Consider the following 16,898-nt stretch of genomic DNA (forward strand, 5'->3'; position numbering starts at 1 on the left):
ATTTGCAATTATAATCAATCTATAATATCAAATTACACCGATTTGTTTTACCAAATCGGCATATTGCAAAGCGATGATTAATTTTATGTTATAACGTTTTAACTATTAAATTTAACGGAGTACCATTCCATGTAAAATCAACCTCTTTATTGCCATTTGCATCAACTACAATCTTGTACGTTGTATTTTTTGAGAACGATATCGATTGCAATTGTTTATCTTCAACTATCAATCTAAAATTTTTTGTTTTATCTGCTAAATGTTTGGGCAATATAGTTATAGTATGTGTTTTACCCTTCCCTTCTGTTACAAAATTAACCAGATCATATTTTCCATCAGTTAATGATTTCGGATCTTTACCATCATCATAAAACCACTGGGATGTTACTGAAGCTGATAAATTACCCACAAAATATTTAAGGATAAGCGATTTGCCATCATATTGATCGGTATAAGTATATGGCGCTGCCATCGGGATAATGCTCCCTGCTTTTACAAACAATGGCAAACTATCAACCGGAGCATACACATCGGCAGAATCTTTATAAGACTTGTGGTCATTAAACCCGACCCACTCACCTTTCGGAAACAAAACCTTTTTCGTAGTTTGCCCTTTTACAATAACAGGCGCAACCAACATTTCATCGCCCCACAAATATTCATCGTTAACATTTGACAGGTTTTGATTTCCCGGTTCAAAATAATTCACACCTAATACGAGTGGCCTGCCTGTGGTTGTATTTTTATAAGCGAGTGAATAATTGTAAGGCAACATGGCGTATCGAAGTTTAATAAACTTAGTTACCCTTAACCGGGTAGTATCATCCCAGAAGATAGGTTCCGGAGAATAATGCCTGGCACCTGCGTGTGTGCGCATTACAGGTGCAAATGAAGCAAATTCTAACCAGCGCGAATATAATTCAGAATCTTTATTCACCTCATCTTCACCCGACCCGGTAAAACCACCAGCATCCGAGTGCATATAGCCAACGCCATTTAATCCCATACTGATGATGATCGGTATCTGCGCTTTCAACCCAGCAAACGAACGGTCAATATCTCCAGACCATGGGAAGGTCGAATAACGCTGCATCCCCGCAAAGCCTGAACGTGGCAAAAGCAAGAGCCTGCTCTCCGGAAAATCTTTGCGATATCCATCAAAAGCAAATTTGGCCCAGGTTAAAGCATAGGCATTGTGTACCTGTTTGTTAGTTCCATCAATATATTGCAGACTGTCATTATTCACTTCCGGTTCGCCCAGATCAAACCACCAACCGGCTGTACCATCTTTTATTCGTGCTTTATAAAAGTTCCAGTAAAATTGCTGTGCCGATGGTTTAAAAACATCAAGCAAGCCTGATGGCCCTGCCCAGAATTTATCGAATAGGTAAGGCTCACCTTTTTTGTTAATGTCTGTCGCAAATAAATGCTGATCGATGGCAGACTTATAATTTTCTGATTTTTTGGTGATGTAGGTTTCGCTGATCGTAACTACTTTGATGTGATTCTTCGCCAGGTTGCTTAACATTCGTTTAGGATCAGGAAAGCTGTCGGGTGCCCAATTGTAGTTCCCCATAAATTCAGCAGCCTTGTACCAATATAAATCGAATACAACCGCATCTATCGGGATTCCTGCTGCGCGTGTCCTATCTACTACATTAGTAACTTCGCGTTCTGATTTATAGCCGTATCTTGATGAAATATAACCCATTGTCCAGCGTGGTGGCAAAGGCTGCCGGCCAGTCAGATAAGTATAGTTCTTCAACACCCCATCCATTTTTTCACCACCAACAAAATAAAAGCTAACCAAACCCGACGTTGTTTTATAGCCTAAAACTTTAGCGTCAGTCTTACAAACATCAAAACTTCCTTCGGAAGCATTATCCAGGTACAAACCATAGCCACGGCTTGATACCATGAAAGGGATGGTAATATTGATGTCTGTTTGTCCGAAATGATAATCATAATGTGCCTGGTTGTTGTTCTGAAGTACTGTTCCCCGCCTGTTTATATAAATCGCTTTTGAACCTCCGCCATAAAAAGCCTCTTTGCCATCTGATTTAAAATTCACAGCAGAACTATCACCTGTTTTGGCATAATTAAATGCTTTTGATAATAAATGATTTTGATTATCCATAAAGCTGATTGAAAGATCACTTTTATCAACCAATACTTTTAATGCTGATGTTTTAATACCTGCAAAGCTTATATCATTAATATAGATAGCTTTTACAAGTGTTGGCTGCCCGACAGTTGAATAACTTTTTACAGCTTCATCTAACTTATGTTTGTAAGTAACATTGATCACATCCGCAGTATAGGGTGTTATTTCTATATAGCCAATTTTTGTGCTGATGATCAGTTTTTTTCCATTAAAAGCACTACCGCCGAAATCGTTCCCGGATTGAGCGAAAGAAAAAGCCGGCACGAAAACTGATAGCGCAATCATCATTAATAATTTGCCTGTATTGTTTTTGATAGAGTGATAAACTGACATCATGGGTAGCATTTTTGTATTTAAACTGGATTATATCTTACAAATAAGAAAACAAATGTATTATAAGATTTTTGAAGGACAATAACTCATTGCCGCTAATTTTAATTCAATGTCACCGGTATGTGAAATCAAAAAACTAATACGGCGTAATCCATTCAATAATATTAATTTTGCGGCATGAGTAATGTTAAAGTAGGATTGGTGCAAATGAGCTGCACTGCCAACAAGGAGCAGAATTTACAAAAAGCAATAAGCAAAGTACGTGAAGCCGCCCAACAAGGCGCGCAGATTGTTTGCTTACAGGAATTATTTACATCGCTATATTTTTGTGATGAAGAGAATTACGACAATTTTGCTTTAGCTGAAGCCATTCCCGGCCCCTCTACCGATACACTTTCATCTTTAGCTGCCGAATTAAATGTGGTGATTATCGCTTCATTATTCGAAAAACGCGCTGCGGGCGTTTACCATAATACTACCGCGGTTTTAGATGCCGACGGCGCCTATTTAGGAAAATACCGCAAAATGCATATACCGGATGATCCCGGATTTTACGAAAAATTCTACTTTACTCCCGGCGATTTAGGTTACAAGGTATTCAAAACAAAATATGCCACAATTGGCGTACTAATTTGCTGGGACCAATGGTACCCCGAAGCCGCCCGCATTACGGCGTTGATGGGTGCTGAAATATTATTCTATCCAACAGCTATCGGATGGGCAACCACGCAGGACAACGAAACCAATGTTGACCAATACAATGCATGGCAAACCATCCAGCGTTCGCACGCGGTTGCCAACGGCGTACACGTGGTTAGCGTAAACCGTGTAGGCCACGAAGCCGGTGTTGATTTTTGGGGCGGATCATTTGTAGCCAATCCTTTTGGTAAACTGCTTTACCAGGCATCGCATAATGAAGAAGAAATTATTATTCAAGACCTTGACCTGAATAAATCTGATTACTACCGCAGTCACTGGCCATTTTTACGCGACCGCCGTATAGATTCTTATCAGCCAATTACAAAAAGACTGATTGATGAAGATTAACACCACCGAATACGCTGCTGCGCAGGGTTTCCATTTTCCTGCTGAGTGGGAAAAACATACTGCCACATGGTTAAGCTGGCCGCATAAAGAAGAATCGTGGCCGGGTAAGATAGCATCGATCTATAAGCCATATTCAGAGTTCATCAAGATAGTATCTGAAGGTGAGATAGTACGTATTAACGTGAAGGATGAACAAATGGAGGCTTTTGCTAAAGAGCAATTAATTGCTGTTGGCGCTGACCTAAGTAAAATTGAATTTTACCAATTCCCGACTAATGATGCCTGGTGCCGCGACCACGGGCCCGCGTTTTTGATCAACCCTGATACTAAAGAAAAAGTGATCATCGACTGGGGCTATAATGCATGGGGCGGCAAATACCCTCCCTTTGACCTGGATGATGTAATCCCAACTAAAATTGGCGAACATTTCGGCCTGCCGGTATTTAACCCGGGTATTGTGATGGAGGGCGGTTCTGTTGAGTTCAACGGCAAAGGAACTATCCTTACCACAACTGCTTGTTTACTCAATGAAAACCGCAACCCGCATCTAACCAAAGAACAAATAGAGGGTTACCTGAAAAACTATTACGGTGCTGTGCAGATCCTTTGGCTGGGCGATGGTATTGTAGGCGATGATACCGACGGCCATATTGACGATATTACCCGTTTTGTAAACGAAGATACGGTTGTTACCGTAGTGGAGGACAATCCTAAAGATGATAATTACCACATCCTGCGGGAAAACCTCGACAAGCTAAAACTAATGCGCCTGCATAACGGTGAACCATTAAATATTGTGGAACTACCCATGCCAATGCCTGTTATTTATGATGGCCAGCGCTTACCGGCATCATACGCTAATTTTTACATCGCGAATGCGGCTGTAGTATTACCAACCTTCCGTTGCGACAATGATACAAAGGCGCTCGAGATCCTGCAAAAATGCTTCCCTGATAGAAAAGTGGTAGGCATCGATTCCACTGATATCATTTGGGGATTAGGCAGTTTCCATTGTTTAAGTCAGCAGGAACCGGCGGTTTAGTTTTTAACAACCACAAACCAGGGAATATGCAATAACCCTTGCTTAAAGTTTACCTTTACAGTATCTCCTATTTTGGTATGATTATATAACAGGCCATCAATCTCCTGCTGTTTCACCCGGGTCATTGGTCCCCATGGTGTCAAAGTAAAATAGTATGAATTGCTCTTGCCCTTATGTTCTGTTTTATTTAACACTACAGCATGATAAATTTGCGGAGCTGATTTATCGAACGTACAATTAATCTCCCTGGCCGCACCGTAGCCATATGCTATGGCCAGTATGTACATAAATATTGAGCTTGTGCCGTCCTGTTTTATCCCCGGTTTAATTCCGGTTTTAAATATCATTACTGATACAACTAAACTTGTAACTATAACAGGAAGCCAAAGGTTATTTGTTTGAAACAAAGTATACACATCAACAGAATTTAGACAAAGGAATACGATTGAAACCATGAAACCTGCGTTGATAGATTCTACAAGCCATTTTTTGCCATTATCAATCAGCTTAATATTCCCCCCACTAAACAAAGCTATAATTATACCCAAAAGTGGATATATCAAAACGATTATAACCCCACTCAGTTTATCACCAAAAAGCATATAGAAACCCGCCAAAAATCCTACAACGTTGTATATTACGATAATAGATTTGGCTGCATTTCCTGTTTCCTTTATATTATTATCCGGAAGTTTTAAATCTGTTTCTCGTGACATTGTATGTGGTTTATAATTGGCTTTAAATATAGAAAAAACTATTATTCTCTCATCCCTTATCATCTACCCAACTTTTTCACCGACTACTCTCCCCCATTCACCGACTTCTTAAACCACGCCACCTATATAATATAGGCTCGGGTATGTCCTCGCTATATATTTGATCTATTATTTAAAATACAATAGATCATGGAAAATCAAATCAACAATACTCAACATAAATATAATAAAAACACAACCTTAGGCTTCGGCTTGCTGTTATTTGGCCTGGCAATTTTGCTGCACCGCGCCAGCTTCTTCCTATTCCCGCATTGGGTTTTCAGCTGGCCGGTTATCATGATCGTGATTGGCTTATACATCGGTTCCAAGCATAATTTCACAAAATCCAGCTGGATTTTTATTACAGGCCTTGGCGTTCTGTTTTTATTACCTAATATTATACCTTCGTTAGGCATAGCCTCGCTATGGCCCCTTTTGTTTGTTGCTATCGGCATTAATATGCTGGCAAGGCACAACCAAAAATGGAACGGCCAGAACTGGGAAAAACGTAGCGGATCAATTTCATAATTTCGACAACAATATTTAATAAGATATAGATCATGAGTATCGATATAGAAAATCCTAATCAAAACAAACCCGGCAATGGAAAAATGCTGGTTGGTTTACTACTGCTGATTTTGGGTATAAGCTTTCTGTTCCAGCAATTAGATTTCTTTTTCATTCCTAACTGGTTATTCTCCTGGCCATCATGGCTGATCATTTGGGGATTATGGATTGGCGCAAAAAATAACTTTCGTAACTCGTCTTGGTTAATAATGGTGCTTATAGGTTTGGTATTTATATCAGATGATATATTCCCCGGTCACCGCATGCACAACCTGATATGGCCATTGGCAATTATTGGGTTTGGTATATGGCTCATCACAAAACGCAATAAAAGTTTTGGCCAAGATAAATGGGGACAAAAATGGGATGATAAATGGAGCAAAAAATATGGCACTAACCCTTTTGAACCGGTAATAACCCCTGTTACACCTGTTGAACCTACTATTGGCGAAACGACAAATACTACCGCCGGCTCATCTTCAACCAACATACCTCCCGTCGGTGGACCAACCGGGCATTCGCAATTTAGGGGTGATGATTACCTGGATGCCGTATCCATTTTTGGCGGGGTTAAAAAGATAATCCTTTCTAAAGATTTTAAAGGCGGTGAAATTGTGAACGTGTTCGGCGGTGCCGAGCTTGATTTTACGCAAGCTAACATCCAGGGTCGTGTTGTGATAGATATTACCCAAATATTTGGCGGCACCAAAATTATCGTACCCTCAAACTGGCAGGTAGTATCCGACCTTGCTGCGGTTTTCGCCAGTGTGGATGATAAACGCATTAACAGGGGCGCACTGGATAACGACAAAATACTGGTACTGAAAGGCGTATCCATATTTGCCGGTGTTGATGTTCGCAGTTATTAATTACAAATAAAACGTAAGCTTTGGCTACACCACAGTTAATATCATCAAGATTATACAGTCTGTTTATAGCCTGCGGCCTTATATGGGCCGGGCTATTAACTTACATTATACATAGTTTTGGTTTTATTTGGTACATAGCCTTAACCGATGGGATCGTTAACACTATACTGCTTGCCGCTGCTTGCTGGCTTATCAACAATAACCTGCGTTATTATCAGCCTGGCAAAGGCAGTTATATTAACCTGCTGATCTGGTGCATTGCTTTGGCCGGAGTTTGCACAGCTGGTTGTCGCTGGATAATCCCTTACCTGAGTTCGAGCGCGGCTTACATGATTTTTTTGACCAACTCTCTTACCATACGATTTTGTACCGATTTTTTGGCCGTTGGCTGGATGGCGATGATCAGCATGTTATGGTACTCCCAACTGGATCATAAAGAAACTGAGAAACGCCGTTCTGAAGCTGAGAAGCTTGCCCGCGACGCGGAATTATATAATTTACGCCAGCAATTACAGCCGCACTTTTTATTCAATAGCCTAAATTCTATAAATGCGCTCATCGGTTTTAAACCGGATGAAGCCCGCAAGATGATCCACCAGCTATCCGACTTTTTGCGCGGGACTTTAAAAAAGGACGATCAATTGTTAGTGCCTTTAAGTGATGAACTGCAGCATTTGAATTTGTATTTGGATATTGAAAAGGTAAGATTCGGTCACCGTTTGGATACCGAGATCAGCTGCGACAAGCATTGCGGCGAAGCTTTGCTGCCATCTATGCTGTTACAGCCTTTGGTTGAGAATGCTATTAAATTTGGTTTGTATGATACCACTGAAAAAGTAACCGTGAGCATTCGTGGCGAAATTGATGGCAATAACCTGGTGGTGATGGTTCAAAACCCATATGACCCGCAAACATCGCGACCAAAAGGAACTGGTTTTGGCTTACGTGGTGTACAACGAAGATTATATTTATTATTTGCAAGGAACGATTTGATGGAAACACATCAAAATGATAATATATTTACAACTATTATTAAAATTCCGCAGGTAATATGAAACGCGCTTTAGTTATTGACGATGAACCATTAGCACGTATGGTGGTGCTTGAATATTTGCAGCAATTCAGCGACCAGATTGAGGTTCTGCAGGAATGCAATGATGGTTTTGAGGGACTTAAGGCAATCCAGCAGCATCAACCCGACCTGATTTTCCTTGACGTACAAATGCCAAAAATCAATGGTTTTGAAATGCTGGAGTTGGTGGAGCAGCCGCCGTCAGTAATTTTCACCACCGCTTTTGATGAATACGCGATCAAAGCTTTCGAGGCACACGCAGTTGATTACCTGTTAAAACCCTTTAGTAAGGACAGGTTTAACAAGGCCATTGAAAAATACCTGGCGCAATCACCGGCCCCTGCACAGCAAACCAAAAAGACGGAAGATCTGCTTGAAGCCGTTGCCTCATCTCCTGCCCAGCACGAGCGCATCGTAGTAAAAACCGGTACCAAGGTAAAGATCATACCGGTACAGGATGTACAATACCTGCAAGCTGATGACGACTATGTAAGCGTATTCACACAGGAAGGTTCCTACCTCAAAAATAAAACGATGAATTTCTTTGAGCAAATGCTCGATCCCCGCTATTTTGTACGCGTACACCGCTCCTACATCATCGCCATACAGCAAATTACTCGTATTGACCCATACGAAAAAGACAGCCACCTCGCCATTCTGAAATCCGGCGCCAAGATACCAGTGAGTAAATCGGGTTATGTGAAGTTGAAGGGGGTTTTGGGGATATAATATGCGTTACTTAATTTTAATGTTCGCATTAAGTATTGTGGGATGGCCGTCACAAAAACCTATTCAAGGTACATATTCGCAATATTTTGGCAAAAAGACATCAAATGACGCTTATCAACTTTTAAAAGTACATTACTTTAACCAGGATAAGATATATTTCTATTTAGAAGCCGGGAAAGGAGCCCCTAGTTACGACTCAGGCGCGATGTATGGAAAACTTACTTTTAATAATGCAACTGGAAATTACGAGTATCTACCAAAAGATACAGCTAAGGATTGTAAACTCGTATTCATAAAAAAAGCGAATAAAATAATTATAAAAACCGTTAGCGGTGATTGTCAATTCGGTTTTGGCGTTTATGCCGATGGAAGTTATCCTTTACAAGATATTAAAAACCCTCAGTATTGCATAACCAGGACAGGTAAAAAGGTATATTTCTCTAAAACAACACCAGAAAATTTTAGCGACTAAGGTTACTCCCCATCCTTCATCACTTCCCAATACACCGTCCCTACAAAAATATTGTTCTTAATGGCTACCTGGGCTTTAACGTTGTCCAGCTCTTCTTTTACCTTATCCTCGGAGCGATCGCAATTCAAGGTGTGGTAATGTATCACGTATCCTGTTTCGCTGTTGATGAATTTATATTGTTTTTCAGCAGGTTTCATGATGATGAGTTATTGTACATTATAAACGCTTTTATAGCTAAATTGTTTTAAATTTCAGTTCAGATTAGCCTATTTTTAAATATCTTCCTGCGTAATAAAACAATTGTACTGACAAAACAGTGTCAGTACTTTATATTTATTAATTCTGTACCTTAGTAGTATTAATACAAGCTATCGCAAATACAATCTTTCTTCAGAATTAAAACAGATATTTATCGGTTGTATTTTAAGGTTGGTAATCATCAATACAAACAGTTTGTACAACATTGGCGTAAAAGTCTATGATTTTCTTATTTTATTAAGTGCAGGCACATTCAAGATGAAGTATTAAATTTTTAATAATATTTACAAAACAGCATTTTTTACCGATTTTTATATCTATTATTGAAACTCAACGTTAATAACAATAAACAACCAAAATCAACCATTCCAATCACGGTTTTAATTATAATAAACCATTTTAAAACTATATGATCAATAAGACCGATTTCGTTTACTCAGAAGCTTCAGAGCCGCACCGTATTCGTACAAAAAAAATCCTGAAACAGTTTCCGCAAATGCGAGACCTGATCGGAAAAAATCCTGCAACTATCTTTGCCATTACAGGCCTGGTAGCTTTACAAGTTGTTTTAGCCTGGGTTTTACGCGACCAATCCTGGTGGTGGGTTTTCGGAGCAGCCTATTTAATTGGTGCATTTGCTGACCACGCCTTGTTTGTAATGATCCACGAATGTGCGCACCAACTGTTATTTAAAGGTCGTTCGGCTAATCGCTGGGCAGGTATATTCGCTAATTTACCGCAAATTTTTCCAAGCTCAATTTCGTTTGAGCGCTACCATATTAAACACCACTCTTTCCAGGGTGTACATGAGCTTGACGCCGACTTGCCTAACCGTTGGGAAGCTAAACTGATCAACAACTCATTCTTCGGTAAAGCTATCTGGTTGTTATTTTACCCGTTGTTCCAGGTGTTCCGTTTATCCCGCTTACGCGAGTTGCAAACATTCGACTGGTGGGTTGTAGCCAACTTATTGGTACAAGTTGTGTTTACTACTGCCATTGCTTACTTTATGGGCTGGCACGCGCTGGCATTCTTATTGTTGAGCTTCTCTTTTTCAGTTGGATTACACCCGCTGGGTGCGCGCTGGGTACAGGAACATTACCTTACTCACAGCGTTGAGCAGGAAACTTATAGCTACTACGGCAACTTTAATGCAGTTGCATTTAACGTAGGTTTCCATAATGAGCATCATGATTTTCCTTCTATCCCGTGGAACAAGCTTCCGCAGATAAAGAAAACTGCTCCTGAATATTATGAGACTTTATACTATCACACTTCTTGGACGAAATTATTTTTCCGGTTCCTGTTTGATCGTGAGATTTCTTTATTTAATAGGATTTTACGCAGGGAGCGTGGTAAAGTAGCTTTAACGGATGTATCAAAACCTGATATGGAATTAGAAGTAGCAGCCGCGGCTGTTTAAAATTTGAGTTTATATTTTTTTTATGGTCGGCAAGTTGTGATTACAGCTTGCCGACCATTTTTTAAGGCAAGTTGCAATCAAAAATTACCACACAACCAAACGATATGCTTTTTGTACTTTTGCCGATATTGTAAGGCATGACTAACCCCACCAAGCTTAAAATTTTAATCCCAATACTAATTGTAGCCTTTTTTTGCGCGCATGCCTGGCACAAGCATGAGCAACGCGAAGAAACCATCACCGGAACTTTGCAGAACAGAGATATGGACGAAATATCCGGAATAGCAGCATCGGGGATTAATGATAATCTTTATTATGTGGAGAATGACAGTGGTGACACCAGCCGCGTTTTTACGATTGAACCAGATGGAAAAAATCATGCTACCATTTACTTTAAAGGCGACCCTAAAGAAAATTTAGGCGTAGCCGACTGTGAAGATATAGCCGTGGGCCCAGGCCCTGTTAATGGTAAAAGTTACTTATATGATGGTGACATCGGAGACAATTTTTCCACCAGGCCCTATTTAACTATTTACAGAATGGAAGAAGAAAAAAGCTGGGCAGATACCGGAATTAAACATGCGGAAGCAGTTCCTATCCATCTAAAATATCCTGACGGGCCAAAAGATGCTGAAACACTGATGATAGATCCAATTGAAAAATTGATATATATTGTTTCAAAACGCCGCGATTCTGTTGGCATTTACTCCACGCCGCTTATTTATAAACCTAATGACACTGTAACGCTTACCTTACATGGTAAATTATTTTTTAACGGTATTAAACCATTAAAATGGATAACAGCCGGAGATATATCCAAAGATGGAACGCAGATATTATTAAAAAGCTATGACAAGGTTTACTATTGGCAGCGCCCGTTAAATGAACCTGTTTGGAAGGTGATGCTCACTCAAAAACCTAAAGAGCTGCCTTATTATATGGAAAAGCAAGGTGAGGCCATTGGCTTTACTCCCGATGGTAAAGGCTACTATACCACCAGCGAAGGTGTTTATTCTCCTATCTACTATTACAACACCCCGGGGAAATAATAATTTAACGTTCGCTATCAATTACTTATGAAAATTTAACAGCTGGTTAATTCTCAGGTTTTATTGCCTTAGTAACTTTATCCCGATAAAAAAAACACCATGAAAAAAGCGTTTTTATTATCGATTTTGTTGTGCTTTGTGTTGGTAGCACTTGCAGCCACAAGCGCCCTTAACGGCCAATGGACAGGAACTTTAAGAACCGAAGACGGTAATCAGTATCCATTAAATTATAATTTTAAGGTTGATGGCGATAAATTAACCGGCACCGTTCGTGGCCCGCATGGCGATCTGCAAATCAACGATGGCCAGATCCAAGGAAATACTTTCAGCTTTGATGTGGCACTTGATAAAATGGTGCTGATCCACACTGGGAAAATCTATCCTGATTCAATAGGTTTGGATATTGAGTGTGACGATACTAAGGCGCATACGGTGCTGAAAAGGAATTAGTAATCCAAGAAATTATTATCATCTTATTCTGAGGAACAAAGTAATCGCGGACTTTGCGTAGTCCGTTATGCTAAATGCAATTGCTTTGTTCCTCTCAATTACATTTTGATTAATTTACACTCTCTTTTGTCATTCCTAACTAACAATTGAATATAATCGGGCCCAAGTCAAACTTTTGCGCAAAATATTCCGTTATTTTATAACAGAAAGGTACACTATGCGCGGTTTTGGATTTTCCAAGTTTCAACCCAATGAGATCCCTAAAGGGGGATTTGAAGAATTACTGAAGTTATTTCTTGAATTGCTTAATTATACATCGGGCGATGCAGGCGAAGCTTTGGCCTGGCTTAACGAGCTCGACAAACAATACAACATTACCAATGACGATTATGGTATGGGTGATTTTATTGACGAGCTTAAGCAAAAAGGCTATTTAGACGAAAATAAAGAGAACGGTGAATTTCGTATCACCGGCAAAACGGAACAAAGCATCCGCCAGGCTTCACTTGAGGAAATTTTTGGTAAGCTTAAAAAATCAGGTAAAGGCAATCATCGGTCACCTAACTCCGGCCAGGGTGATGAAAGAAATTCTGAGCGCCGGGAGTTTGAGTTTGGTGATAGCCTGGATCAGATCGATATGACACAATCGATCCATAATGCCCAGGTTAATCACGGTATCGGCGATTTTATGATGACCGAGCGCGACCTGGAAGTTGAGGAAATGGATTACAAAACCCTTACCTCTACCGTGCTGATGATCGATATATCGCATTCCATGATCCTTTACGGCGAGGACAGGATCACTCCCGCCAAAAAAGTAGCGATGGCTTTGGCTGAACTGATCAGAACTAAATATCCTAAGGACACTTTGGACATTGTAGTTTTTGGTAACGACGCATGGCCCATTACGCTAAAAGATCTGCCTTATTTACAGGTTGGGCCTTACCATACCAATACGTATGCAGGTTTGGAATTAGCTACCGATTTATTACGCCGCCGGAAAACATCAAACAAGCAAATTTTTATGATCACGGATGGTAAGCCAACCTGCTTAAAGGAAGGCACCAAGTATTATAAAAACAGCATCGGGCTTGATCGTAAAGTGGTTAACAAAACGCTGAACATGGCGGCTCAATGTAAAAGGTTAAAGATCCCTATCACTACGTTTATGATAGCTAAAGACCCTTACTTGCAGCAGTTTGTGCGCAAATTTACTGAGACTAATGGCGGCAAGGCATTCTACAGCTCATTAAATGGTTTGGGTGAATACATTTTTGAGGACTATATTAAAAACAGGAGAAGAACTGTTAGATGATTTGAGGATGCCCTTATTTGAAGATTTGAAATGTAATTATATTTTAATCTTCAGATTTTCAAATCAACAAAATTTCAAATTATAAAGAATGAGCAAACTACTTGAAATAACAACCCTTGGCCAGTTAAAAAAAACTGACTACAAAAGCCGTTCGGTTAAAGATGAATTAAGAACAAACCTGATTACCCAATTACAAAAAAGTGAAGGTGGTTTTGAGGGTATAATCGGTTTTGAGGATACGGTAATTCCTGATCTGCAAACTGCCATACTTTCGCGCCATAACATTTTGCTTTTAGGTTTACGAGGACAGGCAAAAACACGTATCGCGCGCTTGCTGGTAAATCTACTGGATGAATATGTACCTTATATTGAGGGATCAGAACTATTTGATGACCCATTGGCACCAATCTCTTGGTTTGGCCATAACGAGGTTTTAGCGAAAGGCGATGCGACACCTATCGCCTGGTTGCACCGTTCTGATCGTTATACTGAGAAACTGGCTACTCCTGATGTTACCGTTGCCGATTTAATTGGTGATGTTGACCCGATCAAAGCCGCTACGATGAAATTGACTTACAGCGATGAGCGCGTGATCCACTTCGGTTTGATACCACGTGCGCATCGCGGTATATTTGTAATTAACGAGTTGCCCGATTTGCAGGCACGTATACAAGTTTCGTTGTTCAATATCTTACAAGAAAGGGATATCCAGATCCGTGGTTTTAAATTGCGTTTACCATTAGATATCCAATTTGTATTTACTGCAAATCCTGAAGATTATACCAATCGCGGATCGATAGTTACACCATTAAAGGACAGGATTGAGAGTCAAATCTTAACGCACTACCCGCGTACTGTTGAAATTTCTCGCAAAATTACCCAACAAGAAGCTTTACTATCGCCGGAGCAAAAAACAACTATTGAGGCTGATGGCTTGGTTAAGAATATGATCGAACAGATCGCTTTCGAAGCGCGTAACTCTGAATATATCGATAAAAAATCAGGGGTATCTGCACGTTTAACCATATCAGCCTACGAAAATCTGATCAGTAATGCAGAAAGGCGCATGATAATCAATCGCGAGGCAAGCACATTTGTTCGTATCAGCGATTTTTTAGGCGTTATCCCGGCGATTACCGGTAAGATCGAGTTAGTTTACGAAGGTGAGTTAGAAGGCCCTGCAAAGGTAGCTAACATGCTTATCGGCAAGGCTATTAAAACCATGCTGGTACAGTTTTTTCCTGATCCGGAAAAAGCTAAAAAGGGAAAAGCACCAAATCCATATGCCGAAATTATCGCGTGGTTCAGCAACGGTAATAACTTGTCGTTGGTTGATGACTTATCATTAGTTGATTATAAAAAGAACCTGAATGCAGTAACTGGCTTAAAAGATTTGGTTAAAAAGTTGCACCCGCGTTTAAGCGAAAATCAGCAATTATTATTGATGGAGTTTGTTTTACATGGCCTGGCTGAATTCTCGCAACTAAATAAAGGATTTTTAGATAATGGCTTCGCGTTTTCAGACATGTTCAACAGCCTGTTTAATTTGGAACCGGATGATGACGATTTGGATATAGATGATGACCGCTATTAATTAGCTCCGTGTCATTCCAATCGAAAGCAAAGAATCTGTAAGTTGATTAACTGTGTACAGATTCTTTGCTTTCGTTTAGAATGACATTTTTTTTATCCCCTCTAAATATTAACAAAGATTGTTGCGATATTTGAACCTATCCGCATAAAACGCGTTCGCAACTTCAGCCCCATACATGAAAAAACTATTAAGTTCAATTGTTGATTTCACTCTTTTCAGCAATGTTTTCATGGCATTATGCGCAGTTGCGCAGGGATTAGTTACCTTCTACTTAATTGGTGCAAAGCCTATACCTGTTGTATTGGTTTTACTTTTTACTTCAACCTTAGGCATTTACAACTTCAGCATTTTCATCGGCAGGCCTAAAAAATTATTGAAATCCTCCACCATGCGCGAGGTTTGGTATTTTAAACATTACCGGTTAATGATCACCATGGCAATTGTTGCTATATTATCATTAGCCCCGCTGTTTTTCCAGATCTCAATGGAATCGAAGATCATGCTGATCTTTTTGGCGGTTATATCTTTTTGTTATAGCCTGCCCCTATTTACTTTGGGTGACAAAAAATTCGGGCTTCGCAATATTCCGGGCTTAAAGCAATTCCTCATCACGCTGGTTTGGTCCATGAGCACTGTTTTACTGCCGGTGATGGAATCATTGCACGCGCATACAACAAACATATCTTTAAGAGATATTACCATTCTTTTAGCCAAACGCTTTTTATTCATTGGCGCATTAACCATGCCTTTTGATATCCGGGATCTGTTTCATGATTATCAATTAGGCTTAAAAACCATACCAGTAATTTACGGCGAAAAAAAGGCCTACCTGTTTTGCCAGATCATACTGATTGGCTACGTAGTATTACTATTTTTGTTTAGGAACAACGGCTTTAATAATGACTTTTTCGCACTTACCATAACCGCGGTTCTGGCTGGTTGGCTCATCTTCCATTCAACCATCGAAAAAAACGATTATTATTATTTCTTCTGGATAGACGGCGTATTGATATTGCAATACCTGATACTGTTGCTCTTCAATTCTTTTAGCTTTAAATTATAATGGCCGCCAATTACAACAATTCCGCCTGGTTTTATGATGGCCTAGCGCGGATTGTTTATGGTAAAGCGCTGGTTAATGCCCAGGTCTATCTACTGAATCATATTCCGGATAACTCAAAGTTATTAATTGTAGGTGGTGGTACAGGCTGGATTTTGGAAGAATTAACACGTATTCATCCATCTGGTTTAGCGATCACTTATGTAGAGATCGCACCAAATATGATGGCGTTTTCTAAAAAAAGAAATACAGGAAATAATCAAGTTATTTTTATTAATGAAGCCATTGAAAATATCGAGTTGCCGGTAGATTTTGATGTAGTTTTAACACCTTTTTTGTTAGACAACTTCACCCAGCAAAACCTGGAAATTATCTTTAATAGCATCAATACACTACTCAAGCCAAACGGCTCATGGCTTAACGCCAGCTTTCAGTTAACCGGCAAATGGTGGCAGCAGTTGATGTTAAAGACGATGTTTATTTTTTTTAAAGTAACCTGCGGTATTGAAGCATCACAATTGCCGGGAATTGACGAGGTTTTTGAAACTAATGGTTATAAACTTATAGAACAGGAAAACTTTTTCTGCGATTTTATTGGTGGGAGGGTTCATAAGAAATAACGATTGGCATTTCGAGTGAGGAATGAAAAGAAATCTTCTTCGCTTGCAAAGTTCAATTGCATAAAAGAAGATTTCTTTC

At 39.8% G+C, this 16,898-nt stretch carries 17 protein-coding genes; 14 read left to right on the plus strand and 3 right to left on the minus strand.

Annotated features, from left to right (window positions below; translation table 11 throughout):
• Nucleotides 1–88: 88 nt before the first annotated feature.
• Nucleotides 89–2,500, minus strand: coding sequence for a TIM-barrel domain-containing protein (locus tag ACYZ0U_RS15360; protein WP_461453421.1), 2,412 nt, complete (start codon nt 2,498–2,500; stop codon nt 89–91).
• 174 nt (nt 2,501–2,674) lie between these two features.
• Between ACYZ0U_RS15360 and ACYZ0U_RS15365 the strand changes: the two genes are divergently transcribed.
• Together ACYZ0U_RS15365 and ACYZ0U_RS15370 are read left to right on the plus strand one after the other, a co-directional pair.
• Nucleotides 2,675–3,544 (plus strand): carbon-nitrogen hydrolase, encoded by an 870-nt coding sequence (locus ACYZ0U_RS15365; RefSeq protein ID WP_461453422.1) that lies wholly within the window; start codon nt 2,675–2,677, stop codon nt 3,542–3,544.
• Nucleotides 3,534–4,586, plus strand: a complete 1,053-nt coding sequence (locus tag ACYZ0U_RS15370) for an agmatine deiminase family protein (protein WP_461453423.1) — start codon at nt 3,534–3,536, stop codon at nt 4,584–4,586. Before ACYZ0U_RS15365 ends, ACYZ0U_RS15370 begins: the two co-directional genes overlap by 11 nt.
• Here the strand turns inward: ACYZ0U_RS15370 and ACYZ0U_RS15375 are convergent.
• Nucleotides 4,583–5,302 (minus strand): hypothetical protein, encoded by a 720-nt coding sequence (locus ACYZ0U_RS15375; RefSeq protein WP_461453424.1) that lies wholly within the window; start codon nt 5,300–5,302, stop codon nt 4,583–4,585. The two genes, ACYZ0U_RS15370 and ACYZ0U_RS15375, sit on opposite strands and share 4 nt — an antisense overlap.
• A 189-nt stretch (nt 5,303–5,491) precedes the next feature.
• Here ACYZ0U_RS15375 and ACYZ0U_RS15380 point away from each other — a divergent pair, with 189 nt between their 5' ends.
• Genes ACYZ0U_RS15380 through ACYZ0U_RS15400 form a run of 5 tightly spaced genes read left to right on the plus strand, consistent with a single transcriptional unit; the run spans nt 5,492 to nt 9,050 of the window.
• Complete coding sequence (locus ACYZ0U_RS15380) at nt 5,492–5,869, plus strand: LiaF transmembrane domain-containing protein (protein ID WP_461453425.1); 378 nt, start codon at nt 5,492–5,494, stop codon at nt 5,867–5,869.
• A 32-nt stretch (nt 5,870–5,901) separates the two neighbouring features.
• Complete coding sequence (locus ACYZ0U_RS15385) at nt 5,902–6,777, plus strand: LiaF transmembrane domain-containing protein (RefSeq protein WP_461453426.1); 876 nt, start codon at nt 5,902–5,904, stop codon at nt 6,775–6,777.
• Nucleotides 6,778–6,797: 20 nt separating this feature from the next.
• A complete protein-coding gene (locus ACYZ0U_RS15390; protein WP_461453427.1) occupies nt 6,798–7,832 on the plus strand; it encodes a sensor histidine kinase in 1,035 nt (344 codons plus the stop codon).
• Nucleotides 7,829–8,578, plus strand: a complete 750-nt coding sequence (locus ACYZ0U_RS15395; protein WP_461453428.1) for a LytR/AlgR family response regulator transcription factor — start codon at nt 7,829–7,831, stop codon at nt 8,576–8,578. Before ACYZ0U_RS15390 ends, ACYZ0U_RS15395 begins: the two co-directional genes overlap by 4 nt.
• 1 nt (nt 8,579) lies before the next feature.
• The gene (locus tag ACYZ0U_RS15400; RefSeq protein WP_461453429.1) at nt 8,580–9,050 is read left to right on the plus strand and encodes a hypothetical protein; all 471 of its coding nucleotides are present in this window, start codon (nt 8,580–8,582) and stop codon (nt 9,048–9,050) included.
• A gap of 2 nt (nt 9,051–9,052) precedes the next feature.
• On the opposite strand, the gene ACYZ0U_RS15405 is transcribed toward ACYZ0U_RS15400, so the two are convergent.
• The gene (locus ACYZ0U_RS15405) at nt 9,053–9,247 is read right to left on the minus strand and encodes a hypothetical protein (RefSeq protein ID WP_461453430.1); all 195 of its coding nucleotides are present in this window, start codon (nt 9,245–9,247) and stop codon (nt 9,053–9,055) included.
• A gap of 470 nt (nt 9,248–9,717) precedes the next feature.
• On the opposite strand from ACYZ0U_RS15405, the gene ACYZ0U_RS15410 reads away from it, so the two are divergent.
• The 7 genes from ACYZ0U_RS15410 (at nt 9,718) to ACYZ0U_RS15440 (ending at nt 16,819) form a co-directional block, all read left to right on the plus strand.
• A complete protein-coding gene (locus tag ACYZ0U_RS15410) occupies nt 9,718–10,731 on the plus strand; it encodes a fatty acid desaturase (protein WP_461453431.1) in 1,014 nt (337 codons plus the stop codon).
• Between the two features lie 137 nt (nt 10,732–10,868).
• On the plus strand, nt 10,869–11,780 hold the full coding sequence (locus tag ACYZ0U_RS15415) for a hypothetical protein (RefSeq protein ID WP_461453432.1): 912 nt from the start codon (nt 10,869–10,871) through the stop codon (nt 11,778–11,780).
• Between the two features lie 99 nt (nt 11,781–11,879).
• Nucleotides 11,880–12,230, plus strand: a complete 351-nt coding sequence (locus ACYZ0U_RS15420; protein WP_461453433.1) for a hypothetical protein — start codon at nt 11,880–11,882, stop codon at nt 12,228–12,230.
• Nucleotides 12,231–12,447: 217 nt separating this feature from the next.
• Nucleotides 12,448–13,545, plus strand: coding sequence for a vWA domain-containing protein (locus ACYZ0U_RS15425; protein WP_461453434.1), 1,098 nt, complete (start codon nt 12,448–12,450; stop codon nt 13,543–13,545).
• A gap of 88 nt (nt 13,546–13,633) precedes the next feature.
• Nucleotides 13,634–15,139 (plus strand): sigma 54-interacting transcriptional regulator, encoded by a 1,506-nt coding sequence (locus tag ACYZ0U_RS15430; RefSeq protein WP_461453435.1) that lies wholly within the window; start codon nt 13,634–13,636, stop codon nt 15,137–15,139.
• Between the two features lie 175 nt (nt 15,140–15,314).
• Nucleotides 15,315–16,202 carry a UbiA family prenyltransferase gene (locus tag ACYZ0U_RS15435; protein ID WP_461453436.1) on the plus strand — a complete coding sequence of 296 codons (888 nt, stop codon included), beginning with the start codon at nt 15,315–15,317 and terminating at the stop codon, nt 16,200–16,202.
• Nucleotides 16,202–16,819, plus strand: a complete 618-nt coding sequence (locus ACYZ0U_RS15440) for a class I SAM-dependent methyltransferase (protein WP_461453437.1) — start codon at nt 16,202–16,204, stop codon at nt 16,817–16,819. Before ACYZ0U_RS15435 ends, ACYZ0U_RS15440 begins: the two co-directional genes overlap by 1 nt.
• The last annotated feature ends 79 nt before the right edge of the window (nt 16,820–16,898 follow it).

Source organism: Mucilaginibacter sp. (assembly GCF_965225845.1).
Classification (GTDB): domain Bacteria; phylum Bacteroidota; class Bacteroidia; order Sphingobacteriales; family Sphingobacteriaceae; genus Mucilaginibacter.

Excerpts from the sequence above, each read along its gene's own strand:
- ACYZ0U_RS15360 (WP_461453421.1), bottom strand. The coding sequence starts at position 2,500 with ATGATGTCAGTTTATCACTCTATCAAAAACAATACAGGCAAATTATTA.
- ACYZ0U_RS15365 (WP_461453422.1), top strand. The coding sequence starts at position 2,675 with ATGAGTAATGTTAAAGTAGGATTGGTGCAAATGAGCTGCACTGCCAAC.
- ACYZ0U_RS15370 (WP_461453423.1), top strand. The coding sequence starts at position 3,534 with ATGAAGATTAACACCACCGAATACGCTGCTGCGCAGGGTTTCCATTTT.
- ACYZ0U_RS15375 (WP_461453424.1), bottom strand. The coding sequence starts at position 5,302 with ATGTCACGAGAAACAGATTTAAAACTTCCGGATAATAATATAAAGGAA.
- ACYZ0U_RS15380 (WP_461453425.1), top strand. The coding sequence starts at position 5,492 with ATGGAAAATCAAATCAACAATACTCAACATAAATATAATAAAAACACA.
- ACYZ0U_RS15385 (WP_461453426.1), top strand. The coding sequence starts at position 5,902 with ATGAGTATCGATATAGAAAATCCTAATCAAAACAAACCCGGCAATGGA.
- ACYZ0U_RS15395 (WP_461453428.1), top strand. The coding sequence starts at position 7,829 with ATGAAACGCGCTTTAGTTATTGACGATGAACCATTAGCACGTATGGTG.
- ACYZ0U_RS15400 (WP_461453429.1), top strand. The coding sequence starts at position 8,580 with ATGCGTTACTTAATTTTAATGTTCGCATTAAGTATTGTGGGATGGCCG.
- ACYZ0U_RS15405 (WP_461453430.1), bottom strand. The coding sequence starts at position 9,247 with ATGAAACCTGCTGAAAAACAATATAAATTCATCAACAGCGAAACAGGA.
- ACYZ0U_RS15410 (WP_461453431.1), top strand. The coding sequence starts at position 9,718 with ATGATCAATAAGACCGATTTCGTTTACTCAGAAGCTTCAGAGCCGCAC.
- ACYZ0U_RS15415 (WP_461453432.1), top strand. The coding sequence starts at position 10,869 with ATGACTAACCCCACCAAGCTTAAAATTTTAATCCCAATACTAATTGTA.
- ACYZ0U_RS15420 (WP_461453433.1), top strand. The coding sequence starts at position 11,880 with ATGAAAAAAGCGTTTTTATTATCGATTTTGTTGTGCTTTGTGTTGGTA.
- ACYZ0U_RS15425 (WP_461453434.1), top strand. The coding sequence starts at position 12,448 with ATGCGCGGTTTTGGATTTTCCAAGTTTCAACCCAATGAGATCCCTAAA.
- ACYZ0U_RS15430 (WP_461453435.1), top strand. The coding sequence starts at position 13,634 with ATGAGCAAACTACTTGAAATAACAACCCTTGGCCAGTTAAAAAAAACT.
- ACYZ0U_RS15435 (WP_461453436.1), top strand. The coding sequence starts at position 15,315 with ATGAAAAAACTATTAAGTTCAATTGTTGATTTCACTCTTTTCAGCAAT.
- ACYZ0U_RS15440 (WP_461453437.1), top strand. The coding sequence starts at position 16,202 with ATGGCCGCCAATTACAACAATTCCGCCTGGTTTTATGATGGCCTAGCG.